This is a genomic window from Nakamurella lactea DSM 19367 (assembly GCF_000426645.1).
In the GTDB taxonomy this organism is placed as follows: Bacteria; Actinomycetota; Actinomycetes; order Mycobacteriales; family Nakamurellaceae; genus Nakamurella; species Nakamurella lactea.
This window is the reverse complement of the sequence record NZ_AUFT01000005.1, coordinates 29,748-44,852: the sequence shown is the minus strand read 5'-3', so window position 1 is coordinate 44,852 and position 15,105 is coordinate 29,748. Positions and strand designations below refer to the sequence as shown.

At 69.5% G+C, this 15,105-nt stretch carries 17 protein-coding genes; 2 read left to right on the top strand and 15 right to left on the bottom strand.

The features are described 5' to 3' along the window. Nucleotides 1-39: 39 nt before the first annotated feature. The 9 genes from K340_RS0103555 to K340_RS33805 form a co-directional block, all read right to left on the bottom strand. Complete coding sequence (locus tag K340_RS0103555; RefSeq protein ID WP_051264991.1) at nucleotides 40-2,058, bottom strand: potassium transporter Kup; 2,019 nt, start codon at nucleotides 2,056-2,058, stop codon at nucleotides 40-42. A 48-nt stretch (nucleotides 2,059-2,106) separates the two neighbouring features. Next, entirely contained in the window at nucleotides 2,107-2,361 is a 255-nt protein-coding gene (locus K340_RS0103550; RefSeq protein WP_154674058.1) for a hypothetical protein, read from the bottom strand. A gap of 109 nt (nucleotides 2,362-2,470) precedes the next feature. Beyond that, the gene (locus tag K340_RS0103545) at nucleotides 2,471-2,857 is read right to left on the bottom strand and encodes a YraN family protein (protein ID WP_051264989.1); all 387 of its coding nucleotides are present in this window, start codon (nucleotides 2,855-2,857) and stop codon (nucleotides 2,471-2,473) included. A 153-nt stretch (nucleotides 2,858-3,010) separates the two neighbouring features. Then, nucleotides 3,011-3,325, bottom strand: coding sequence for a DUF2469 domain-containing protein (locus K340_RS0103540; protein ID WP_029135687.1), 315 nt, complete (start codon nucleotides 3,323-3,325; stop codon nucleotides 3,011-3,013). After that, nucleotides 3,322-4,185 carry a ribonuclease HII gene (locus K340_RS27250; RefSeq protein WP_084614010.1) on the bottom strand — a complete coding sequence of 288 codons (864 nt, stop codon included), beginning with the start codon at nucleotides 4,183-4,185 and terminating at the stop codon, nucleotides 3,322-3,324. Before K340_RS27250 ends, K340_RS0103540 begins: the two co-directional genes overlap by 4 nt. 1 nt (nucleotide 4,186) lies before the next feature. After that, nucleotides 4,187-5,221: a signal peptidase I gene (gene lepB / locus K340_RS27245; RefSeq protein ID WP_084614009.1), complete on the bottom strand. Its 1,035-nt coding sequence runs from the start codon at nucleotides 5,219-5,221 to the stop codon at nucleotides 4,187-4,189. 51 nt (nucleotides 5,222-5,272) lie between these two features. Next, a complete protein-coding gene (gene rplS, locus K340_RS0103525) occupies nucleotides 5,273-5,626 on the bottom strand; it encodes a 50S ribosomal protein L19 (protein ID WP_029135686.1) in 354 nt (117 codons plus the stop codon). A gap of 224 nt (nucleotides 5,627-5,850) precedes the next feature. Continuing rightward, nucleotides 5,851-7,167: an MFS transporter gene (locus tag K340_RS27240; RefSeq protein ID WP_084614008.1), complete on the bottom strand. Its 1,317-nt coding sequence runs from the start codon at nucleotides 7,165-7,167 to the stop codon at nucleotides 5,851-5,853. Next, entirely contained in the window at nucleotides 7,164-7,850 is a 687-nt protein-coding gene (locus K340_RS33805; RefSeq protein WP_051264987.1) for an ArsR/SmtB family transcription factor, read from the bottom strand. The genes K340_RS27240 and K340_RS33805 overlap by 4 nt, the downstream gene beginning before the upstream one ends. 143 nt (nucleotides 7,851-7,993) lie before the next feature. Here K340_RS33805 and K340_RS27230 point away from each other — a divergent pair, with 143 nt between their 5' ends. Continuing rightward, nucleotides 7,994-10,363 (top strand): GH116 family glycosyl-hydrolase, encoded by a 2,370-nt coding sequence (locus K340_RS27230; RefSeq protein WP_051264985.1) that lies wholly within the window; start codon nucleotides 7,994-7,996, stop codon nucleotides 10,361-10,363. A 37-nt stretch (nucleotides 10,364-10,400) separates the two neighbouring features. Here K340_RS27230 and trmD read toward each other — a convergent pair whose 3' ends face one another. Genes trmD through rpsP form a run of 4 tightly spaced genes read right to left on the bottom strand, consistent with a single transcriptional unit; the run spans nucleotide 10,401 to nucleotide 12,814 of the window. Further along, on the bottom strand, nucleotides 10,401-11,237 hold the full coding sequence (trmD, locus tag K340_RS0103505) for a tRNA (guanosine(37)-N1)-methyltransferase TrmD (protein WP_029135685.1): 837 nt from the start codon (nucleotides 11,235-11,237) through the stop codon (nucleotides 10,401-10,403). Between the two features lie 41 nt (nucleotides 11,238-11,278). Continuing rightward, nucleotides 11,279-11,797 carry a ribosome maturation factor RimM gene (gene rimM / locus K340_RS0103500; protein WP_029135684.1) on the bottom strand — a complete coding sequence of 173 codons (519 nt, stop codon included), beginning with the start codon at nucleotides 11,795-11,797 and terminating at the stop codon, nucleotides 11,279-11,281. 10 nt (nucleotides 11,798-11,807) lie between these two features. Then, entirely contained in the window at nucleotides 11,808-12,056 is a 249-nt protein-coding gene (locus K340_RS0103495; RefSeq protein WP_029135683.1) for an RNA-binding protein, read from the bottom strand. Beyond that, a complete protein-coding gene (gene rpsP / locus K340_RS27225) occupies nucleotides 12,056-12,814 on the bottom strand; it encodes a 30S ribosomal protein S16 (RefSeq protein ID WP_084614006.1) in 759 nt (252 codons plus the stop codon). The genes K340_RS0103495 and rpsP overlap by 1 nt, the downstream gene beginning before the upstream one ends. 157 nt (nucleotides 12,815-12,971) lie before the next feature. On the opposite strand from rpsP, the gene K340_RS0103485 reads away from it, so the two are divergent. After that, a complete protein-coding gene (locus K340_RS0103485; RefSeq protein WP_029135682.1) occupies nucleotides 12,972-13,376 on the top strand; it encodes a GNAT family N-acetyltransferase in 405 nt (134 codons plus the stop codon). Here K340_RS0103485 and K340_RS0103480 read toward each other — a convergent pair. Both K340_RS0103480 and K340_RS0103475 read right to left on the bottom strand, forming a co-directional pair. Then, the gene (locus tag K340_RS0103480) at nucleotides 13,361-13,969 is read right to left on the bottom strand and encodes a hypothetical protein (protein WP_154674057.1); all 609 of its coding nucleotides are present in this window, start codon (nucleotides 13,967-13,969) and stop codon (nucleotides 13,361-13,363) included. The two genes, K340_RS0103485 and K340_RS0103480, sit on opposite strands and share 16 nt — an antisense overlap. Next, complete coding sequence (locus K340_RS0103475; protein ID WP_051265162.1) at nucleotides 13,966-15,078, bottom strand: amidohydrolase family protein; 1,113 nt, start codon at nucleotides 15,076-15,078, stop codon at nucleotides 13,966-13,968. Before K340_RS0103475 ends, K340_RS0103480 begins: the two co-directional genes overlap by 4 nt. Nucleotides 15,079-15,105: the final 27 nt, after the last annotated feature.

Here is a 15,105-nt window from a genome sequence, read left to right as displayed (position 1 = left end):
ACGCCGACTCACGACGGCCGACCGGCCGAACCGCGCCGGTCAGAGCCGGATGTGTGACCCCATCACGACCGTGCGGTCCTCGGGAAGACGGAAGGCCTCGACCGGACTGGCTGCATTGTGCGCCAGTCCCATGAACAATCGCTTGCGCCAGGTGGCCATGCGCGGGTCACTCCCCCGCTCGATCGTCATCCGGGAGAGAAAGTAGAGAGCCTCGTCAGGGTTGAATTCGAGTTCCGGGCTCAGCCCGACCGCATGCCGCAGTATCGCAGGGAGATCTTGTTCGTCCTGGAATCCGACGCGGACTGCGAGGTAGACGATGCCGTCGTCGGAGTACCCGAGTTCGTCGACGGTCAGCCGCTGATCGGTCGGGATGTGCGGGACGTTCTCGGATTCGACGGACACGATCACCACGTGTTCGTGCAGCATCCGGTTGAACTGCGTGTTGGCCCGAAGGGCCAGCGGCGCTGTCTCTTTGCTGGGATGGGGGAAGACCGCGGTGCCCGGCACCCGGGGCACCGGGTGCGCGCGCAGGGTTTCGACGAATGCCAGTAGCGGACCCTCCGCCGCCAGCCGGCGCTCGGTGATCACCCGGCGGCCGCGCTGCCAGGTCATCATCACGGTGACGACGACCACCGCGACCAGCAGCGGCAGCCAGCCGCCGTGTGCGACCTTCGTCAGGTTCGCCGCGAAGAAGGTCAGTTCGAGGCCACCGAACACGACACCGACGACCACCACCTGCCACCTGGCCCAACCCCAGCTGGAACCGGCGAGGATCAGGAACAACGTGGTCGTCAACAGCAGCGTTCCGGTGACCGCCAAACCGTAGGCGGTGGCCAGTTTGCTGGACGAGCCGAACGTCAGCATCAGGATCAGCACTCCGGCGAACAGCAGCCAGTTGACTGCCGGAACGTAGATCTGGCCGCTCTCCTTGGTCGAGGTGTGCCGCACCGTCAGTCGTGGCAAGAAGCCGAGGCGGACCGCCTGCCGAGAGACCGAGAAAGCGCCGGAGATCACGGCTTGCGACGCGATGACCGTGGCACAGGTGGCCAGTACGACCAGCGGAATGCGCGCCCAGCTCGGTGCGAGCAGGAAGAACGGGTTCGCGATGGCTCCCGGGTTGTCGAGTATCAAGGCGCCCTGACCGAGATAGTTGATGGTCAGGGCCGGGAACACCACGGCGAACCACGACATCCGGATCGGGCGGCGGCCGAAGTGGCCCATGTCCGCGTAGAGAGCTTCTGCGCCGGTGATCGCCAGCACGATGGCACCCAGTGCGATGAACGCCGTATAGGGATGATCGCCGACGAACCCGAAGATGTGGATCGGCGAGAGGGCCTGCAGGATCCCAGGTCTGGCCGCGATGTGGGGCAGCCCGGTCGCCGCCAGTACGACGAACCAGACCACCATGACGGGACCGAAGAACCTGCCGATGCGGTGGGTGCCGATGCGCTGTACCAGGAACAGAATGGTCACGATGGCGATGCCCAGCGGCAGCACGATCCCGTGCGCTCCGGGTGCCGCCACCTCGACGCCTTCGATCGCCGACAGCACGGAGATGGCCGGTGTGATCAGGCTGTCACCGTAGAACAGCGACGCCCCGATGACGCCGATGACCATGGCAACGGCTATCCGGCGGCGGCGCGACCCCAGCTTCTCCCTGATGAGTGCGGCCAGCGCCATGATCCCGCCCTCGCCGTCGTTGTCGGCCCGCAAGATGTACACCACGTACTTGACCGACACGATCACCGTGATCGACCAGAACACCAGCGAGATCACCCCGAACACGTCGTCGGGAGTCGGTGCCACCGCGTGGTTGTCGATCGCGAAGACGGTCTGCATGGCGTACAGCGGGCTGGTGCCGATGTCCCCGAACACGACACCGATGGCGCCGAGCGCCAATCCCAGCAGTCCGGTGCGGGTTACGGCCGGGTGATTCGGGTTGCCACCGTGCGGCCGGCCGGCGGGGCCGCCCGGAACGTTCGCAGCAGCGGCCGGGGGCGCGCCGAAATTCGTCGACGCGTCATCCGACGGTGTGCTGGGCGCATCGGGACCGCTCATGACGGCAAGTGTGCCCGACCTTGCGGCCGGCCACAGTGCAGCCCGCGGCTAGGACAGCCGGTCCCGCCGGATCCGCTCGATAGTGTTGTTGACCCGATCCAGCAGACCCCGGATCCGGTCCTTGTCGTACCGCGCGGGAAGCTGACGCGCCAGCATCTCGGTGAGCCTGGGCTGGATCGAGCCGAGCACTGCCTCGTCCCGGTCCGCCTGCTCAGGGGTGTTCGACGCGGGGCTGCGGTTCTCGATGAAGGTGACCGTCTCGTCGATCTCGGTCAGATCCGGCAGATCACTGGGTTCGGACATACCCAGCACGGTAGCCCGGTCCGCTGTGCTCGCGGCGCTGTGGTCCGCGCGGCTCGACCGCATCCGACCCGATGACGGGCCGGCTGACCAGCCGGTGCCGCCGGACGAATCAGAAAGCCGCTGGCAGATAGGTGATCTCGGGCTCGCTCCCGGGAGGCCAGAGCACGGAGATGACGTCGAACTGCATCGGCCGCCACGCGCCGACGTGCGCGGCCAGCCACAGGTTCGCCAGCCGCCGGATCTTGCGGCGCTTGCCACGGGTTACCGCCTCGGCCGGGGTGCCGTAGCCGATCCCGCTGCGGGTCTTCACCTCGCAGATGAAGATCCGGCTGATCCCGTCGGTGGCGACGATGTCGAGCTCGCCCTCCCGGCAGCGCCAGTTCCGATCCAGCACCACCAGGCCCAGGTCGGTCAGGTACTGCGCGGCCAGGTCCTCACCCCGGCGACCCAGCACCCGGCGGGGGTCCTCCCGCTTCCCCGCACCGGCGTCGCCCATGCCTTGCCCCCTGTCCGTCCCCGTCCCGACCGCGCCATGTGCACCGGGTCTGTAGACAGGATGACGCCGACCGGAGCCCGCGATGAACAGCGCCGCCGACATTGTGGACAGAACCGACCGGGTGGAAATCTGGGATCGGCGGCCGGCCAGCCGCTACTCGATGTTGTCCGGCAGCCGTAGGTCGGGCTTGTCCAGTTCCTCGACGTTGACGTCCTTGAACGTCACCACCCGCACGTTCTTGACGAACCGGGCCGGCCGGTACATGTCCCACACCCAGGCGTCGGACATCCGGACCTCGAAGTACATGTCCCCGTCACCGTTGCGAACCTGCAGGTCGACCGCGTTGCACAGGTAGAAGCGCCGCTCGGTCTCCACCACGTAGGCGAACTGCCCGACGATGTCGCGGTACTCCCGGTACAGCGAGAGCTCCATCTCGGTCTCGTACTGCTCGAGATCCTCCGCGCTCACGACATTCCACCCTCTTCCTCGGACCCGTCGTTCTGGCGTCCATCATGACCCAGAAGTTGCCAGCTGCGGCGGTGCACCACGCTCGCTCCATGCTGCCGGATGGCGGCCCGGTGCTCCGGCGTGGCATATCCCTTGTGCACGGCGAACCCGTACTCGGGAAAGTAGGGGTCCAGCGCGGTCAGCAGGCGGTCCCGTTCGGTCTTGGCCAGCACGCTCGCACCGGCCACGGCGGCACAGGTCAGATCGGCCTTCACCTTCAGGTGCACCGGTGGCGGCGTTCGCTCGCCGAACACCGGCAGCTCCGCCGGTCGGCCGGCACAGCCGTCCCGAGCTCCGCCGCCGAGCCCACCGGGCCCACCGTCAGCCCCGTCGTCACCCTCGTAGCCCGGCTCGAGGCCGTCGAACAGGGTCGGGTCCGGCGGAGCCAGGTAGTTGTGCTTGCCGTCCAGCAGCAACGCGTCGACCGGATCGAGCTGGGCGAGCGCCCGGCGGGCCGCCGCCCGCAGGGCGGCCATGATGCCGATGGCGTCGATCTCGACGGCGCTGGCATGGCCGACCGCGAACTCCCCACGTGCCCACCGCCGCACCGGACCGACCAGCCGCTCCCTGGCCGAGGGCGTCAGCAGCTTCGAGTCGCGCAGTCCCTCCGGTACCCGGCCGATCCGTTCGGTGACGACCACGATCCCGATGGTCACCGGACCGGCAAGCGCGCCGCGGCCCACTTCATCCATCGCGGCCAGCCGCAGGCAACCGTCCCTGATCAGCGATTTCTCGAAGCGCAGGCTCGGCCGGTGCAGGCCGCGGCCCTCAGCGCTGCCGCCCGCGCGCTGCCGGGTCGTCCTCGGCGCGACCGCCGTCATCTCAACCGCCGCTGCGGTGATCGATGCCCGGATCGCCGAGGGTGTCCCACCGGGAGACCGGCATGATGATGAAGATCGCCTTGCCGATCGCATCCGAAATCGGCACCGGTCCCTGACAACCGGTGGTGAGGCCGCCCTGACAGCCGAACGACGAATCCTTCGAGTTCGAGCGGTGGTCGCCCATCACCCACATCTGGCCGTCCGGCACCTTGATCGGCCCGAAGCAGCGCCCGGAAACATGATCACGGCTCGGCTCGGCCAGATGCGCCTCGCTGCAATCGAGATCACCGGGGAGGAAGGGGATCGGTTCGTAGATGTAAGGCTCGTTCAGCGACACTCCGTCGACCACCACATTGCCGTCGGCATCGCAGCACTTGACGGTCTGGCCGCCGACCGCGATCACCCGCTTGACGAAGTCCTTCTCATTCGGCGGGGCGATGCCGACCACCGATCCGACCGCCTGGCCGAGTTTGCCGAGCCAACTCGTCGGCCCGGCGACACTGGCCTCCGGGACCCATGACGGTGGGCCTTTGAAGACCACGATGTCTCCCGGCGCCGGGTCGCGGAAGTCGTAGACGATCTTGTTGACCAGGATCCGGTCGCCGCCGCTCTCGACCCCGTGCAGCGTCTGCTCCATCGAGCCGGAGGGCACGTAGTAGACCTTGAACAGGAACGTCTGGATCAGGAACGTCAGCACGAATGCCGTCACCAGCAGGATCGGCACCTCGACCCACCAGGGGCGCTTCTTCGCCGGCTTGCGCCGGCGGGCCGTCTTCTCCCGCCACTTGCGGACAGCATCCGCGTGGTCGTCGCTGGCCACCGGTCCGGCCTCGGCGGCCGCGCTGTCGGCGGCGGCGCTGTCGGCGCGGGTGCCGGAGGCATCGTGCTCGGCCGCTGCGTCGTGCTCGACCGGGCCGTGCTCAACCGCGGTGGCCTGGGCGTCGATGGGCGCAGCAACGCCCGCGTCCGGCGTCGCTGCTACCGAAGGCAATTCGGTGGTGTCGTCGCCGGCGCGGGCGTCCTGGGAGTCGTTCATCAGTGGACAGGCTACGTGTGTCCGATGGGGATCGGTCGCAGCCCGATCCGATCAGCGTGCGGTGTCGCGCTTTTCCTTGATCTTCGCGGCCTTGCCACGCAGTTCGCGCAGGTAGTACAGCTTGGCGCGGCGGACGTCGCCGCGGGTCACCAGCTCGATCCGGTCCAGGTTCGGCGAGTGCACCGGGAAGGTTCGCTCGACACCGACGCCGAAGCTCACCTTGCGCACGGTAAAGGTCTCGCGGATGCCGCCGCCCTGACGACGGATCACGTGGCCGGCGAAGACCTGCACCCGGGAGCGGGAGCCTTCGATGACCTTCACGTGCACCTTGACGGAGTCGCCGGGCCGGAAATCGGGAACGTCGGTCCGCAGTGAGGCGGCGTCGAGCGCGTCCAGGGTGTTCATGATGTCCTCTTGTTTCTCAGGTGTTCTGCGTCGTACAACTCGTGGGCGGTCACACCCGCCCCGGGGCGGGACGGACGGCACGGAAGCGTTGCCATCGCTGACGACAGCCTCCGGAACTGCGGTTTTCCTCGGGTAACGCCGGGGCAGGCCCGGGATGAGGCAACCGTTCTATTGTGCCAGAGCCACCGTCACCCACGAAATCGGCGGATGTCGACCGACGACGATCAGGGGGCGGATCCCGCGGCGGGGTCGTGGCCGATCGAAGCAACTGGTCCGTCGTCCGCTGGATCCGGCTCGAACGCGGCCGCGATCGCCGCCCGGTGCCGATGCAGAATCGCCCAGGTCAGCAGGCCGGCGGCGATGCCGAGTGCGCCGGAGATGACGAACACTGCCGGCAGTCCCCAGTGTCGCCCCAGCAGCCCGCCTATCAGGCTGCCCAGCGGGATGCCGCCCCAGATCACCGTGCGATAGGCGCCCTGCACCCGGCCGAACATGTGCTCCGGGATCAGCGCCTGCCGCACCGACATGATCTGCACGTTGAACGACGAAATGCCGCCGGCGGTGATCGCAAAGCACACCATGCCGACCACGGGGTGCTGCCACAGGCCCATCACCACCACCGCCGCGGACGAGGCGATCTCACCGCAACCCATCGCGGCGGTCCGGCCGAAGGTCGCCGTCAGCCGCGGAGACAGGACCGCGCCGAGCACCGCCCCGACTCCGGCCACCGCCAGCAGGATGCCGAACCCCTGCTCGGAGAGTCCCAGATTCTGCAGGGCGAACAGCACCAGAATGCCGCTGACCATGGACTGCAACAGCCCGGAGATCCCGGTGGTGATCATCAACGACCGCAGGATCCGGTGGTGCCGCAACCAGCGGAGCGCCACCGCCATGTCGTGGCGGACCGAGGTCTTCTCGGTCCTGCTGCTGGCGAAGTTCCCGGCGACGGTGACGATCAGTGCGGCCGCGATCAGATAGGCGATCGCGTTGGTCCACAACGGGATCGATGCGGCGATGGCGAACAACCAGGCCCCGATCGGCGCGCCGAGGAAGATGTTGCCGACGCTCTCCCCTGTCGTCAGCAGGCTGTTGCCGCGTTCCAGCTGCTGCTTACCGATGACCGCGGGCAGCATCGCCCGGGCGGCGCTGTCGTACACGGTCTCGGCGCAGCCGAGCAGGAACGCCGTCGCGTACAGCAGCGGCAGCGAGGCGATCCCGGTGAGCACCGCCGTTGCCATCAGCGCCAGCAGGCCGGCCCGGAACACGTTGGCCACCGCCATCGCGGTGCGCCGGTTGACCCGATCCACCAGGGTGCCGGCCGGCAGCGCGAACAACAGCCAGGGCAGGAAGGCCAGCGACGCGAGCGCCGACACGGCGACGGGGTCGCGGGTCAATGTTGCGGCCAGCAGCGGAAGAGCCGCCTGCAGCACGCCGTCGGACAGGTTGGAGGTGCCGCTGGAGGTGAACAGCCGCCAGAACGGCGTGCCGAGGGGCTGGGGCCGTGTCTTGGGCGTTCCCTGCTGCGCTCTTGGTCGGCTCACCGGTCGACCTCGTGGTCGGTGGGCAGGGTGTTGAGCAGGACGGCGACCCGGCGCGCGCCCGGTCCCGGCGGCAGCGCTAGGTAGCGGCGGATCACCGCGTCCAGCTCGTCGATCATCCGCCGGGTCTGCCCGGCGTCCAGACTGAGCACCGCCTCGTGCCGACTGATCGCGTTGCGCCACTCGGCCGGCCAGCCCGGCGCACTCGCCAGCGCCGCCAGCTGCCGCCGCTGGTCGGCGACCAGCTGCTCGTGCATCACCAGGTCGATGGCCGCGGCGTTGGCGGCGTCCTGCGCCAGGTCCAACACCGGGAGATCCCAGCCGCCACGCCGCGGTATCCAGTAGCGCTCGCGACCCGAGCCGGCGTCCGGATCCTCCTCGACGAAGCCGTGCCGGTGCAGCTGGCGTAGGTGATAGCTGGTGGCACCACTGGACTCGCCCAGCGCGGCAGCCAGCTGGCTGGCCGTCGCCGACCCACGGTCGTTGAGTGCCGCCAGCAACTGCAGCCGGAGCGGATGGGCCAGTCCCTTGAGCGCCGCCGGCCCGACCGTGTGCTGATCGGGCTGGTGCTGATCGGCCGCCGGCTGATCGCGACCCTGATCCGACGCCGGGTCGCTCGGCGGGACGATTCGCAGGTCAGGGGGCGCCTGGTCGCCGGCGTCGCCCGGATGTGGTTCTGGGGCCATGGCATGAACCGTAAGGCATGCAAAGAACTCTTTGCAACGAAATATCTGCACTCCCGGCCGCGGACTGCTCGAAACGGCGTTCCGTTACCGTTCTCCATACGCCGCACCACCCGTCCCCGCCCGCTGCACCCGCCGGAGCATCGATGACGTCCCCCGAACCGCGCAGTGCCCACCCGACGCCGGACCGGCGCGCTGCTGACGGCCACCTGACCGGCGGACACCCCGACACCGGACCCTCCGATTCCGGGGGCGGCACCGGCGACTGGCCGACCGTCCGCCGGTTCACCGGTGACCAGCTGACCCACCTGAAGATGCCGGTCGGCGGCATCGGGACCGGATGCGTGAGCCTGGCCGGCAACGGCCGGCTGTGCGACTGGGAACTGTTCAACCGGCCGGCCAAGGGCTTCGACGCGCGGAGCTTCTTCGCCGTGAGCGTGCTGCCCGAGGGCGGCGAGCGGGTGACCAAGGTGCTGGAGGGCGAGCTGTCGGCGGCCGACCTGTCCGGCGCGGACGGCAGCACGGTGCCGGTGGCCGGTCTGCCGCGGTTCCGGGAGGCCGGCTTCTGTGCCGCGTACCCGTTCGGTCGAGTCGAGCTGACCGACCCGGACATCCCGCTGGCCGTCACCGTCGGCGCATTCAACCCGCTGATCCCCGGGGATGCCGAGGCCAGCGGCATTCCGCTGCTCGCCTACCGGGTGACACTGCGCAACACCGGCGACGTACCGGTCGAGGTCTCGGTTGTCGGTTCGGTGCAGAACATCTGCGGGCGGGAACCGGGCTCCGTCATCCCGGAGAATCCGCCGTGGCGTGCGGTACCGACCCCGGGGGCAACAGTGCTGCTCGGCAGGACCGACGCCGTCGCCGAGGATGCAGAGTCCTACGGCACCCTGGCGCTGGGATTGCTCGGCGCCGCCAGCTCCACCCGATCACACTGGAGCCGCTGGAACTGGCGGTTCGAGGTACTCGACTTCTGGGACGACTTCGCGGCCGACGGCCAACTCGATGGCCCGGCCGAGGGCGGTCCTGCCCAGGGCAGCCCGACATCCACTGCGTCCCTGGTCGCCAGCAGGACACTGGCACCCGGCGCGAGCGGCCGGTTCGACTTTCTGATCGGGTGGCACTTCCCGAACCGGCGGAACTGGACGCTGGGCGACCGGTACGGCGACGTGATCGTCGGAAACCATTACGCGACACAGCATTCCGACGCCGCGGCAGTTCTGCGGGCGGTGATCCCCCGACTCGACGAGCTGGAGCGGGACACCGTTGCCTTCGTCCGACAGGTCCTCGATTCCGGCGTCCCGACGCCGGTGGCCGAGGCGGCCCTGGCCAACCTGGCGGTGCTCAAGTCCCCCACCTGCTTCCGTACGGCTGACGGGACCTTCTACGGCTGGGAGGGAACCTGGGACGACCACGGCAGCTGTTTCGGCAGCTGCACACACGTCTGGAACTACCAGTACGCCGTCGAGGAGCTGTTCCCCGAGTTGGCCTGGACCATGCGGCACACCGAATTCATCGATTCCACCGACGACCGCGGCCTGATGACCTTCCGCTCCGCGCTGCCGGCCCATCACCCCGCGTCGGCCTGGCCGACCGCGGCGGCCGACGGGCAGCTGGGCACCATCGTCCGGCTGCACCGGTTGTGGCGGATCACCGGGGATGACGAACGGCTGCACCAGCTCTGGCCGGCGGCCCGCCGGGCGTTGGAATTCGCCTGGCTCGACGGCGGTTGGGACGCGGACCGGGACGGAGTATTGGAGGGCTGTCAGCACAACACCATGGACGTGGAGTACTACGGCCCCTCCGGCGTCAACCAGTCCTGGTACCTGGCGGCCCTGGCGGCCGCCGTCGAACTGGCGGAAGCGCTGCGGGACAACGACTTCGCCGCCACCTGTCGGGACCTGCTGACCCGCGGCACCGCCTGGACGGACCGTCACCTGTTCAACGGCGAGTTCTACCAGCAGCAGATCCACCGGGTCGGCCCGGACACCCCGATCGCCGTCGGCCTGCGGCACCACGACGAGATCGGTCCGCAGGATCCGTCGCAGGATCCGGACTCACAGATCGGGCCCGGCTGCCTGCCGGATCAGCTGGTCGGCTACTGGATGGCCTGTGCCGCAGGGCTGACGGTGCCGTTGGATCCCGAGCACGTCCGGATCGCGATGGACAGCGTGGTTCGGTACAACTCGATGCCGGACTTCCACCGACACGCCAACGACAAGCGCAGCTATGTGGCGGCGGACGAACGAGGACTGGTGAACGCCGCCTATCCGCGCGGCGGTCGCCCGCGGCGCCCGTTCCCCTACTGGGCCGAAGTATGGACCGGCATCGAGTACACCGCGGCGATCGGGCTGGCCCGGCTGGGCCGGCAGGCGGACGCGCTGACGATCGTCTCCGACATCCGGGACCGGTATGACGGCTCCCGCCGCAACCCCTTCGACGAGGTCGAGTGCGGCCATCACTACGTGCGGTCGATGGCGTCCTGGGGACTGCTCGGGGCGTGGCCGGCCCGCTGATCAGGCCTGGTCGGCCGGCTGTCCAAACGGACCGGCGTCAACTCCGCCGGCGGCGCGCCTTCTTGGCCGCCCTGGCTGCGCGTTCGGCGGCCACCCGCTCGGCCAGCCCGGCCGGCGGGCTGACACCGGCCGCCAGCAGGACGTCCAGATCGTCGCCGTCCAACTGATCGGCGGTGAGCTCAGCCAGCAGGTCGGGCCGGTTGGCGGCCGTCCGGCGCAGCGACTCGTCGCGACGGTGCCGCTCGATGGCGGCATGATTGCCGCCCAGCAGCACCTCGGGCACGTCGAGCCCCCGGTAGGTCGGCGGCCTGGTGTACGAGGGAGCCTCCACCAGCCCCGTCAGACCGGCGCCGAAGGAATCGTCGACGGCCGACTCCGGGTTCCCGAGTACGCCCGGGATCAGCCTGGCGATCGCCTCGACCATCACCAGCACTGCGACCTCGCCGCCGGCCAGCACGTAGTCGCCGATCGACAACTCACGCACCGGCATTCGGCCGGCGGCCTCATCGATCACCCGCTGGTCGATGCCCTCGTACCGCCCGCAGGCGAACACCAATCGCGGCAGGATCGACAGCTCCGCCGCGACCTGCTGGGTGAACGGCCGGCCGGCCGGGGTCGGCACGATCAGTGTCGGCGGCGGCTCGACCCCGTCGGTGACGGCGTCCAACGCTGCGCCCCAGACGTCGGCCTTCATCACCATGCCGGGGCCACCGCCGTACGGCGGATCGTCGACGGTCCGGTGCCGGTCGGTTGTCCAGTTCCGCAGGTCGTGAATGCCGACACCGATCAGGCCGTCCTCGATGGCCTTGCCCAGCAACGATTCCCGCAGCGGCGACAGGTACTCGCCGAAGATGGTGACGATGTCGATGTGCATGCGGACTCCGATCTGCTCCGGGTCGACCGGTTCCGGGAGGGTCAGTCCTGCGCGGCGTCGAACATGCCGTCCGGCGGGTCGATCGTCAGCCGGCCGGCGGTCAGATCGACGGTCGGCACGATGGCCGAGACGAAGGGCACCAGCACTTCCTCACCGGCAGCAGTGGTGATGGTCAGCACCGGCGCGGCCGGGGCATGCAGCACGCCGGTCACCGTGCCCAGACCGGTGCCGTCGACGTGCTGGGCCGTCAGCCCGATGAGTTGGTGATCGTAGAAGGCATCGGGGTCGTCCTTGGGCGGACTGACCTCCACGTCCACCAGCAACCTGGTGCCGCGCAACGACTCTGCGCCGCTACGGTCGGTGATCCCGTCGACGGTGATCACCAGGATGCCACTGTGCAGCCGCGAGGTGAGAACCGTCAGCGGGCCGGTCTCCGCCGGGTCGGTGTCCAGCACCGACCCGGCGGCGAACCGGGTTTCGGGGTCGTCGGTGTGCACCTCGACGGTGACAGCACCCTTCACCCCGTGTGGACGGCCGATCCGGCCGACCAGTAGATCCACCTCAGCGACCTCAGCGGCCGGGGCGATCGGTGTCGACGACGTCGACCCTGATCCCGCGCCCGCCGACGGCCGCCATCACGGTGCGCAGCGCGGTAGCCGTGCGGCCACCCCGACCGATCACCTTGCCGAGGTCGTCCGGGTGCACCCGAACCTGGAGCGTGCGTCCGCGGCGGCCGGTGGTCATGTCCACCTTGACGTCGTCATCGTGGTCGACGATGCCGCGGACCAGGTGCTCCAGCGCCTCGGGCAACATGCTCATTACTCGTCACCCTGCTGCGACTTCGGCAGCGAGAAACCGGCCTTCTCGGCGGCCTCCTCGGTCGCGAACCAGACCTCGGCGACGGTCGAGTCGTAGAACGGGGTGCCCGGGCGGTGGTACAGCTTCGAACTGGCGTTGCCCTTGATCGGGAACCCGTCCGGCTGCGCGTCGTCGGCGATCGGGGCGTGCGAGCCCTCGCCGAACGGGGCCTCGTCCGACTTCGCGTCGTCCGCCTTCGCCTCGTCAGCCTCGTCAGCCTTGGCGGCGGGAGCGTCGACGAGAGCCTGCGGCTTCTCCGCCTTGCTGTCGTCCGCCTTGCTGTCGTCGGCCTTGCTGTCGTCGGCCTTGGTGTCGTCGGCCTTCTTGGCCGGCTTCTTCCGTGCGGTGGTGGCGCCCGAGGTGTCCTCGACGGTGCCGCCGGCCGCGGCAACGGCCGCCTCGTACACGGCCTTCTTGTCGACCCTTTCCGGCTGCGGCTTCAGGGTGCCCTCGGCGCCCGGCAGGCCCTTGAACTTCTGCCAGTCACCGGTCACCTTGAACAGCGCGACAACGGCCTCGGTCGGCTGGGCGCCGACCCCCAGCCAGTACTGCGCCCGCTCGGACTCGATCTGGATGACGCTGGGCTCGGCCTTCGGGTTGTAACGCCCGATGGTCTCGATGGCCCGGCCGCTGCGCCGGGTGCGGGCATCGGCAACGACAACGCGGTAGAACGGCTCGCGAATCTTGCCGTAGCGGGCAAGCTTGATCTTGACAGCCACTGTGGTGGACTTCTCCTCGATACGTGTGGCGGATGGTTCCGCCGCGGGTGTGGGTTCGGCGAGCGAGTGGGGGCACCGCCGGCGAACACACGAATGGCGGCCACGCCCGGTGAGAGGGGCCGAGCGACGGCCGTGACAGGCGTTATTGTGCCAGACGATGACCACCGTGACGAACGAGCGCCCAGCGACCCCCGAGCTGCTGGCCCTCTACGACGCCGTCGGCTGGAGCGCCTATACCCGCGATCCCGACCGGCTGACTGCCGCGGTGGCCGGGTCGCATGCGGTGCTCACCGCCCGGGATGACGACGGCCGGCTGGTCGGGCTGGCCAGGACCATCTCCGACGGAGCCAGCGTCTGCTACCTGCAGGACATCCTGGTGCACCCGGACGCGCAGCGGACCGGGGTCGGCCGGACGCTGCTGACGGCGATGCTGGCCGAATACGCCGACCTGCGCCAGTTCGTCCTGCTGACCGATGACGACCGGACCCAGCGCGCCTTCTACACCTCGCTCGGTCTGCTGCGCTCCGACGAGTCCGGTCTGCACGCCTACCTGCGGCCCTGACGTTCAGATCGCGCACCGATAGCAACCGGCAAGCGTTTACCAGCACTGGTGACAGCAACCACCTCTGGCGCGGGACCAGGGCCGCTCTGTACGGCCAGCCCAGGTCCCCATTCGGTAATCCGCTGTCGCGCCCGCCAACACACGATTACCTGGCCGTGATCCGGAATCGGCCGCATCCGCCCTGCGACGCGAAGCTGCCGGAGGTCCGGGCCGGTTTCCAGGTACCAGCAACATAAATAGAAGCCCGACCATGGCATCACGCCGGAGCTGATCAGCCGCTCGGATCCACCGTGGACGTTGCAACTCTCCCCGGCGGGCCGCTCGCCGGCCGACAGCAGCAGCGAACCCATCGGTTCTGTCCGCCAGCCATGTCGATCCCGTAACAGCCCGGTGAAATGCAGCACCGTGACGCCCCGCGGGCGGACATGGGCGATCAGCGTCGCCGCGGCGCGGCCGGTGCTGTCGACGTCCAACGGCGTCAACTCGTCGCCGCCGTCCGCGGACACCCGGTCGGCGGTGCCATCCACCATGCGCAGGCTCAGCGTCCGCAGCGATTCTTGCAGCTCCGGGCTCGGCATCATCTCCGTCGTCACGCCCGCCATGCTGAGCCGGACCGCACGACCCCGGCGCGAATCACCGCGAGCGGAGACTTCAGCACAGCCAGGTCCTCGGCCGGGTCGGCGGGGTAGACCACCAGGTCGGCCGGGTCGCCGATGCCGCCGACGGGCGCCCCGAGCCAAGCTCTGGCCCGGTGCGAGGCGACGTCCATCGCCTGCCGCGCCGTCAGCCCGTCGATGCCGGCCAGCGCCGCGACCTCGTCGGCGATCCGGCCGTGCTCGATGTAGCCGCCGGCGTCCGTGCCGGCGTGCACGGCGATCCCGGCCTCCACCGCCATCGCGAAGGTCTCGTCGCGCCGCTCGTACAGGTCCCGCATGTGCTTGGCGTAGGCCGGGAATCGCGTTGCCGCCTCGGCGAAGTCGGGGAAGTTTTCGATGTTGATCAGGGTCGGCACCAGGTGCACGCCGCCGCGGACCATCTCGTCGATCGTCGCCGGCGTCAGCCCGGTGCCGTGCTCGATGCAGTCGATGCCGGCGGCCAGCAGGCCCGGCAGTGCGTCCTCGGCGAACACGTGCGCGGTGACCCGCACCCCGGCGCCGTGTGCCACCGCAATCGCCTCGGCCAGTACGTCGTCCGGCCACAACGGCGCCAGGTCGCCGATGTCCCGGTCGATCCAGTCCCCCACCAGCTTGATCCAGCCGGTACCGAACGGCGCACTGCCGTACTCGATCTGCCGCGCCACCTCGGCCGGCAGGTCGGCCGGGTCGTCCAGGTCGACGCCGAGGTCCCGGATGTACCGCTTGGGGCGGGCGATGTGTCGGCCGGCCCGGATCAGCACCGGCAGGTCGTCCCGGCCGGCCAGGGCGCTGGTATCGATGGGTGAACCGCAGTCGCGGATCAGCAGTACGCCGGCGGCCAGGTCGTCGCGCGCCTGCCGCTCGGCGGTCGGCAGGTCGACCGCGCCGCGCATCGAGTAGCCGATGTGGCAGTGCGCGTCCACCAGGCCGGGCAGGGTCCAGCCACCGAGTTCGACGGCCCCGGCGACCGGTCCGTCGACGAACCGGCCCTCGGCGGTCCAACGCTCGACCGGCTCCCCGGTGGCCGCATCGGTGCCGACGATGTGCAGACGATCAGCGCGTTTCATCGGAGTTCGCTCGGCGTCGGTATCGGC

Coding starts and splice junctions, on each gene's coding strand:
- K340_RS0103555 (WP_051264991.1), bottom strand. CDS start 2,058: ATGAGCGGTCCCGATGCGCCCAGCACACCGTCGGATGACGCGTCGACG.
- K340_RS0103495 (WP_029135683.1), bottom strand. CDS start 12,056: ATGAGCATGTTGCCCGAGGCGCTGGAGCACCTGGTCCGCGGCATCGTC.
- K340_RS27250 (WP_084614010.1), bottom strand. CDS start 4,185: ATGACGGCGGTCGCGCCGAGGACGACCCGGCAGCGCGCGGGCGGCAGC.
- K340_RS0103475 (WP_051265162.1), bottom strand. CDS start 15,078: ATGAAACGCGCTGATCGTCTGCACATCGTCGGCACCGATGCGGCCACC.
- K340_RS0103545 (WP_051264989.1), bottom strand. CDS start 2,857: ATGGGCGACGCCGGTGCGGGGAAGCGGGAGGACCCCCGCCGGGTGCTG.
- rplS (WP_029135686.1), bottom strand. CDS start 5,626: ATGAACACCCTGGACGCGCTCGACGCCGCCTCACTGCGGACCGACGTT.
- lepB (WP_084614009.1), bottom strand. CDS start 5,221: ATGAACGACTCCCAGGACGCCCGCGCCGGCGACGACACCACCGAATTG.
- K340_RS0103485 (WP_029135682.1), top strand. CDS start 12,972: ATGACCACCGTGACGAACGAGCGCCCAGCGACCCCCGAGCTGCTGGCC.
- K340_RS27230 (WP_051264985.1), top strand. CDS start 7,994: ATGACGTCCCCCGAACCGCGCAGTGCCCACCCGACGCCGGACCGGCGC.
- K340_RS0103550 (WP_154674058.1), bottom strand. CDS start 2,361: ATGTCCGAACCCAGTGATCTGCCGGATCTGACCGAGATCGACGAGACG.
- trmD (WP_029135685.1), bottom strand. CDS start 11,237: ATGCACATCGACATCGTCACCATCTTCGGCGAGTACCTGTCGCCGCTG.
- K340_RS33805 (WP_051264987.1), bottom strand. CDS start 7,850: ATGGCCCCAGAACCACATCCGGGCGACGCCGGCGACCAGGCGCCCCCT.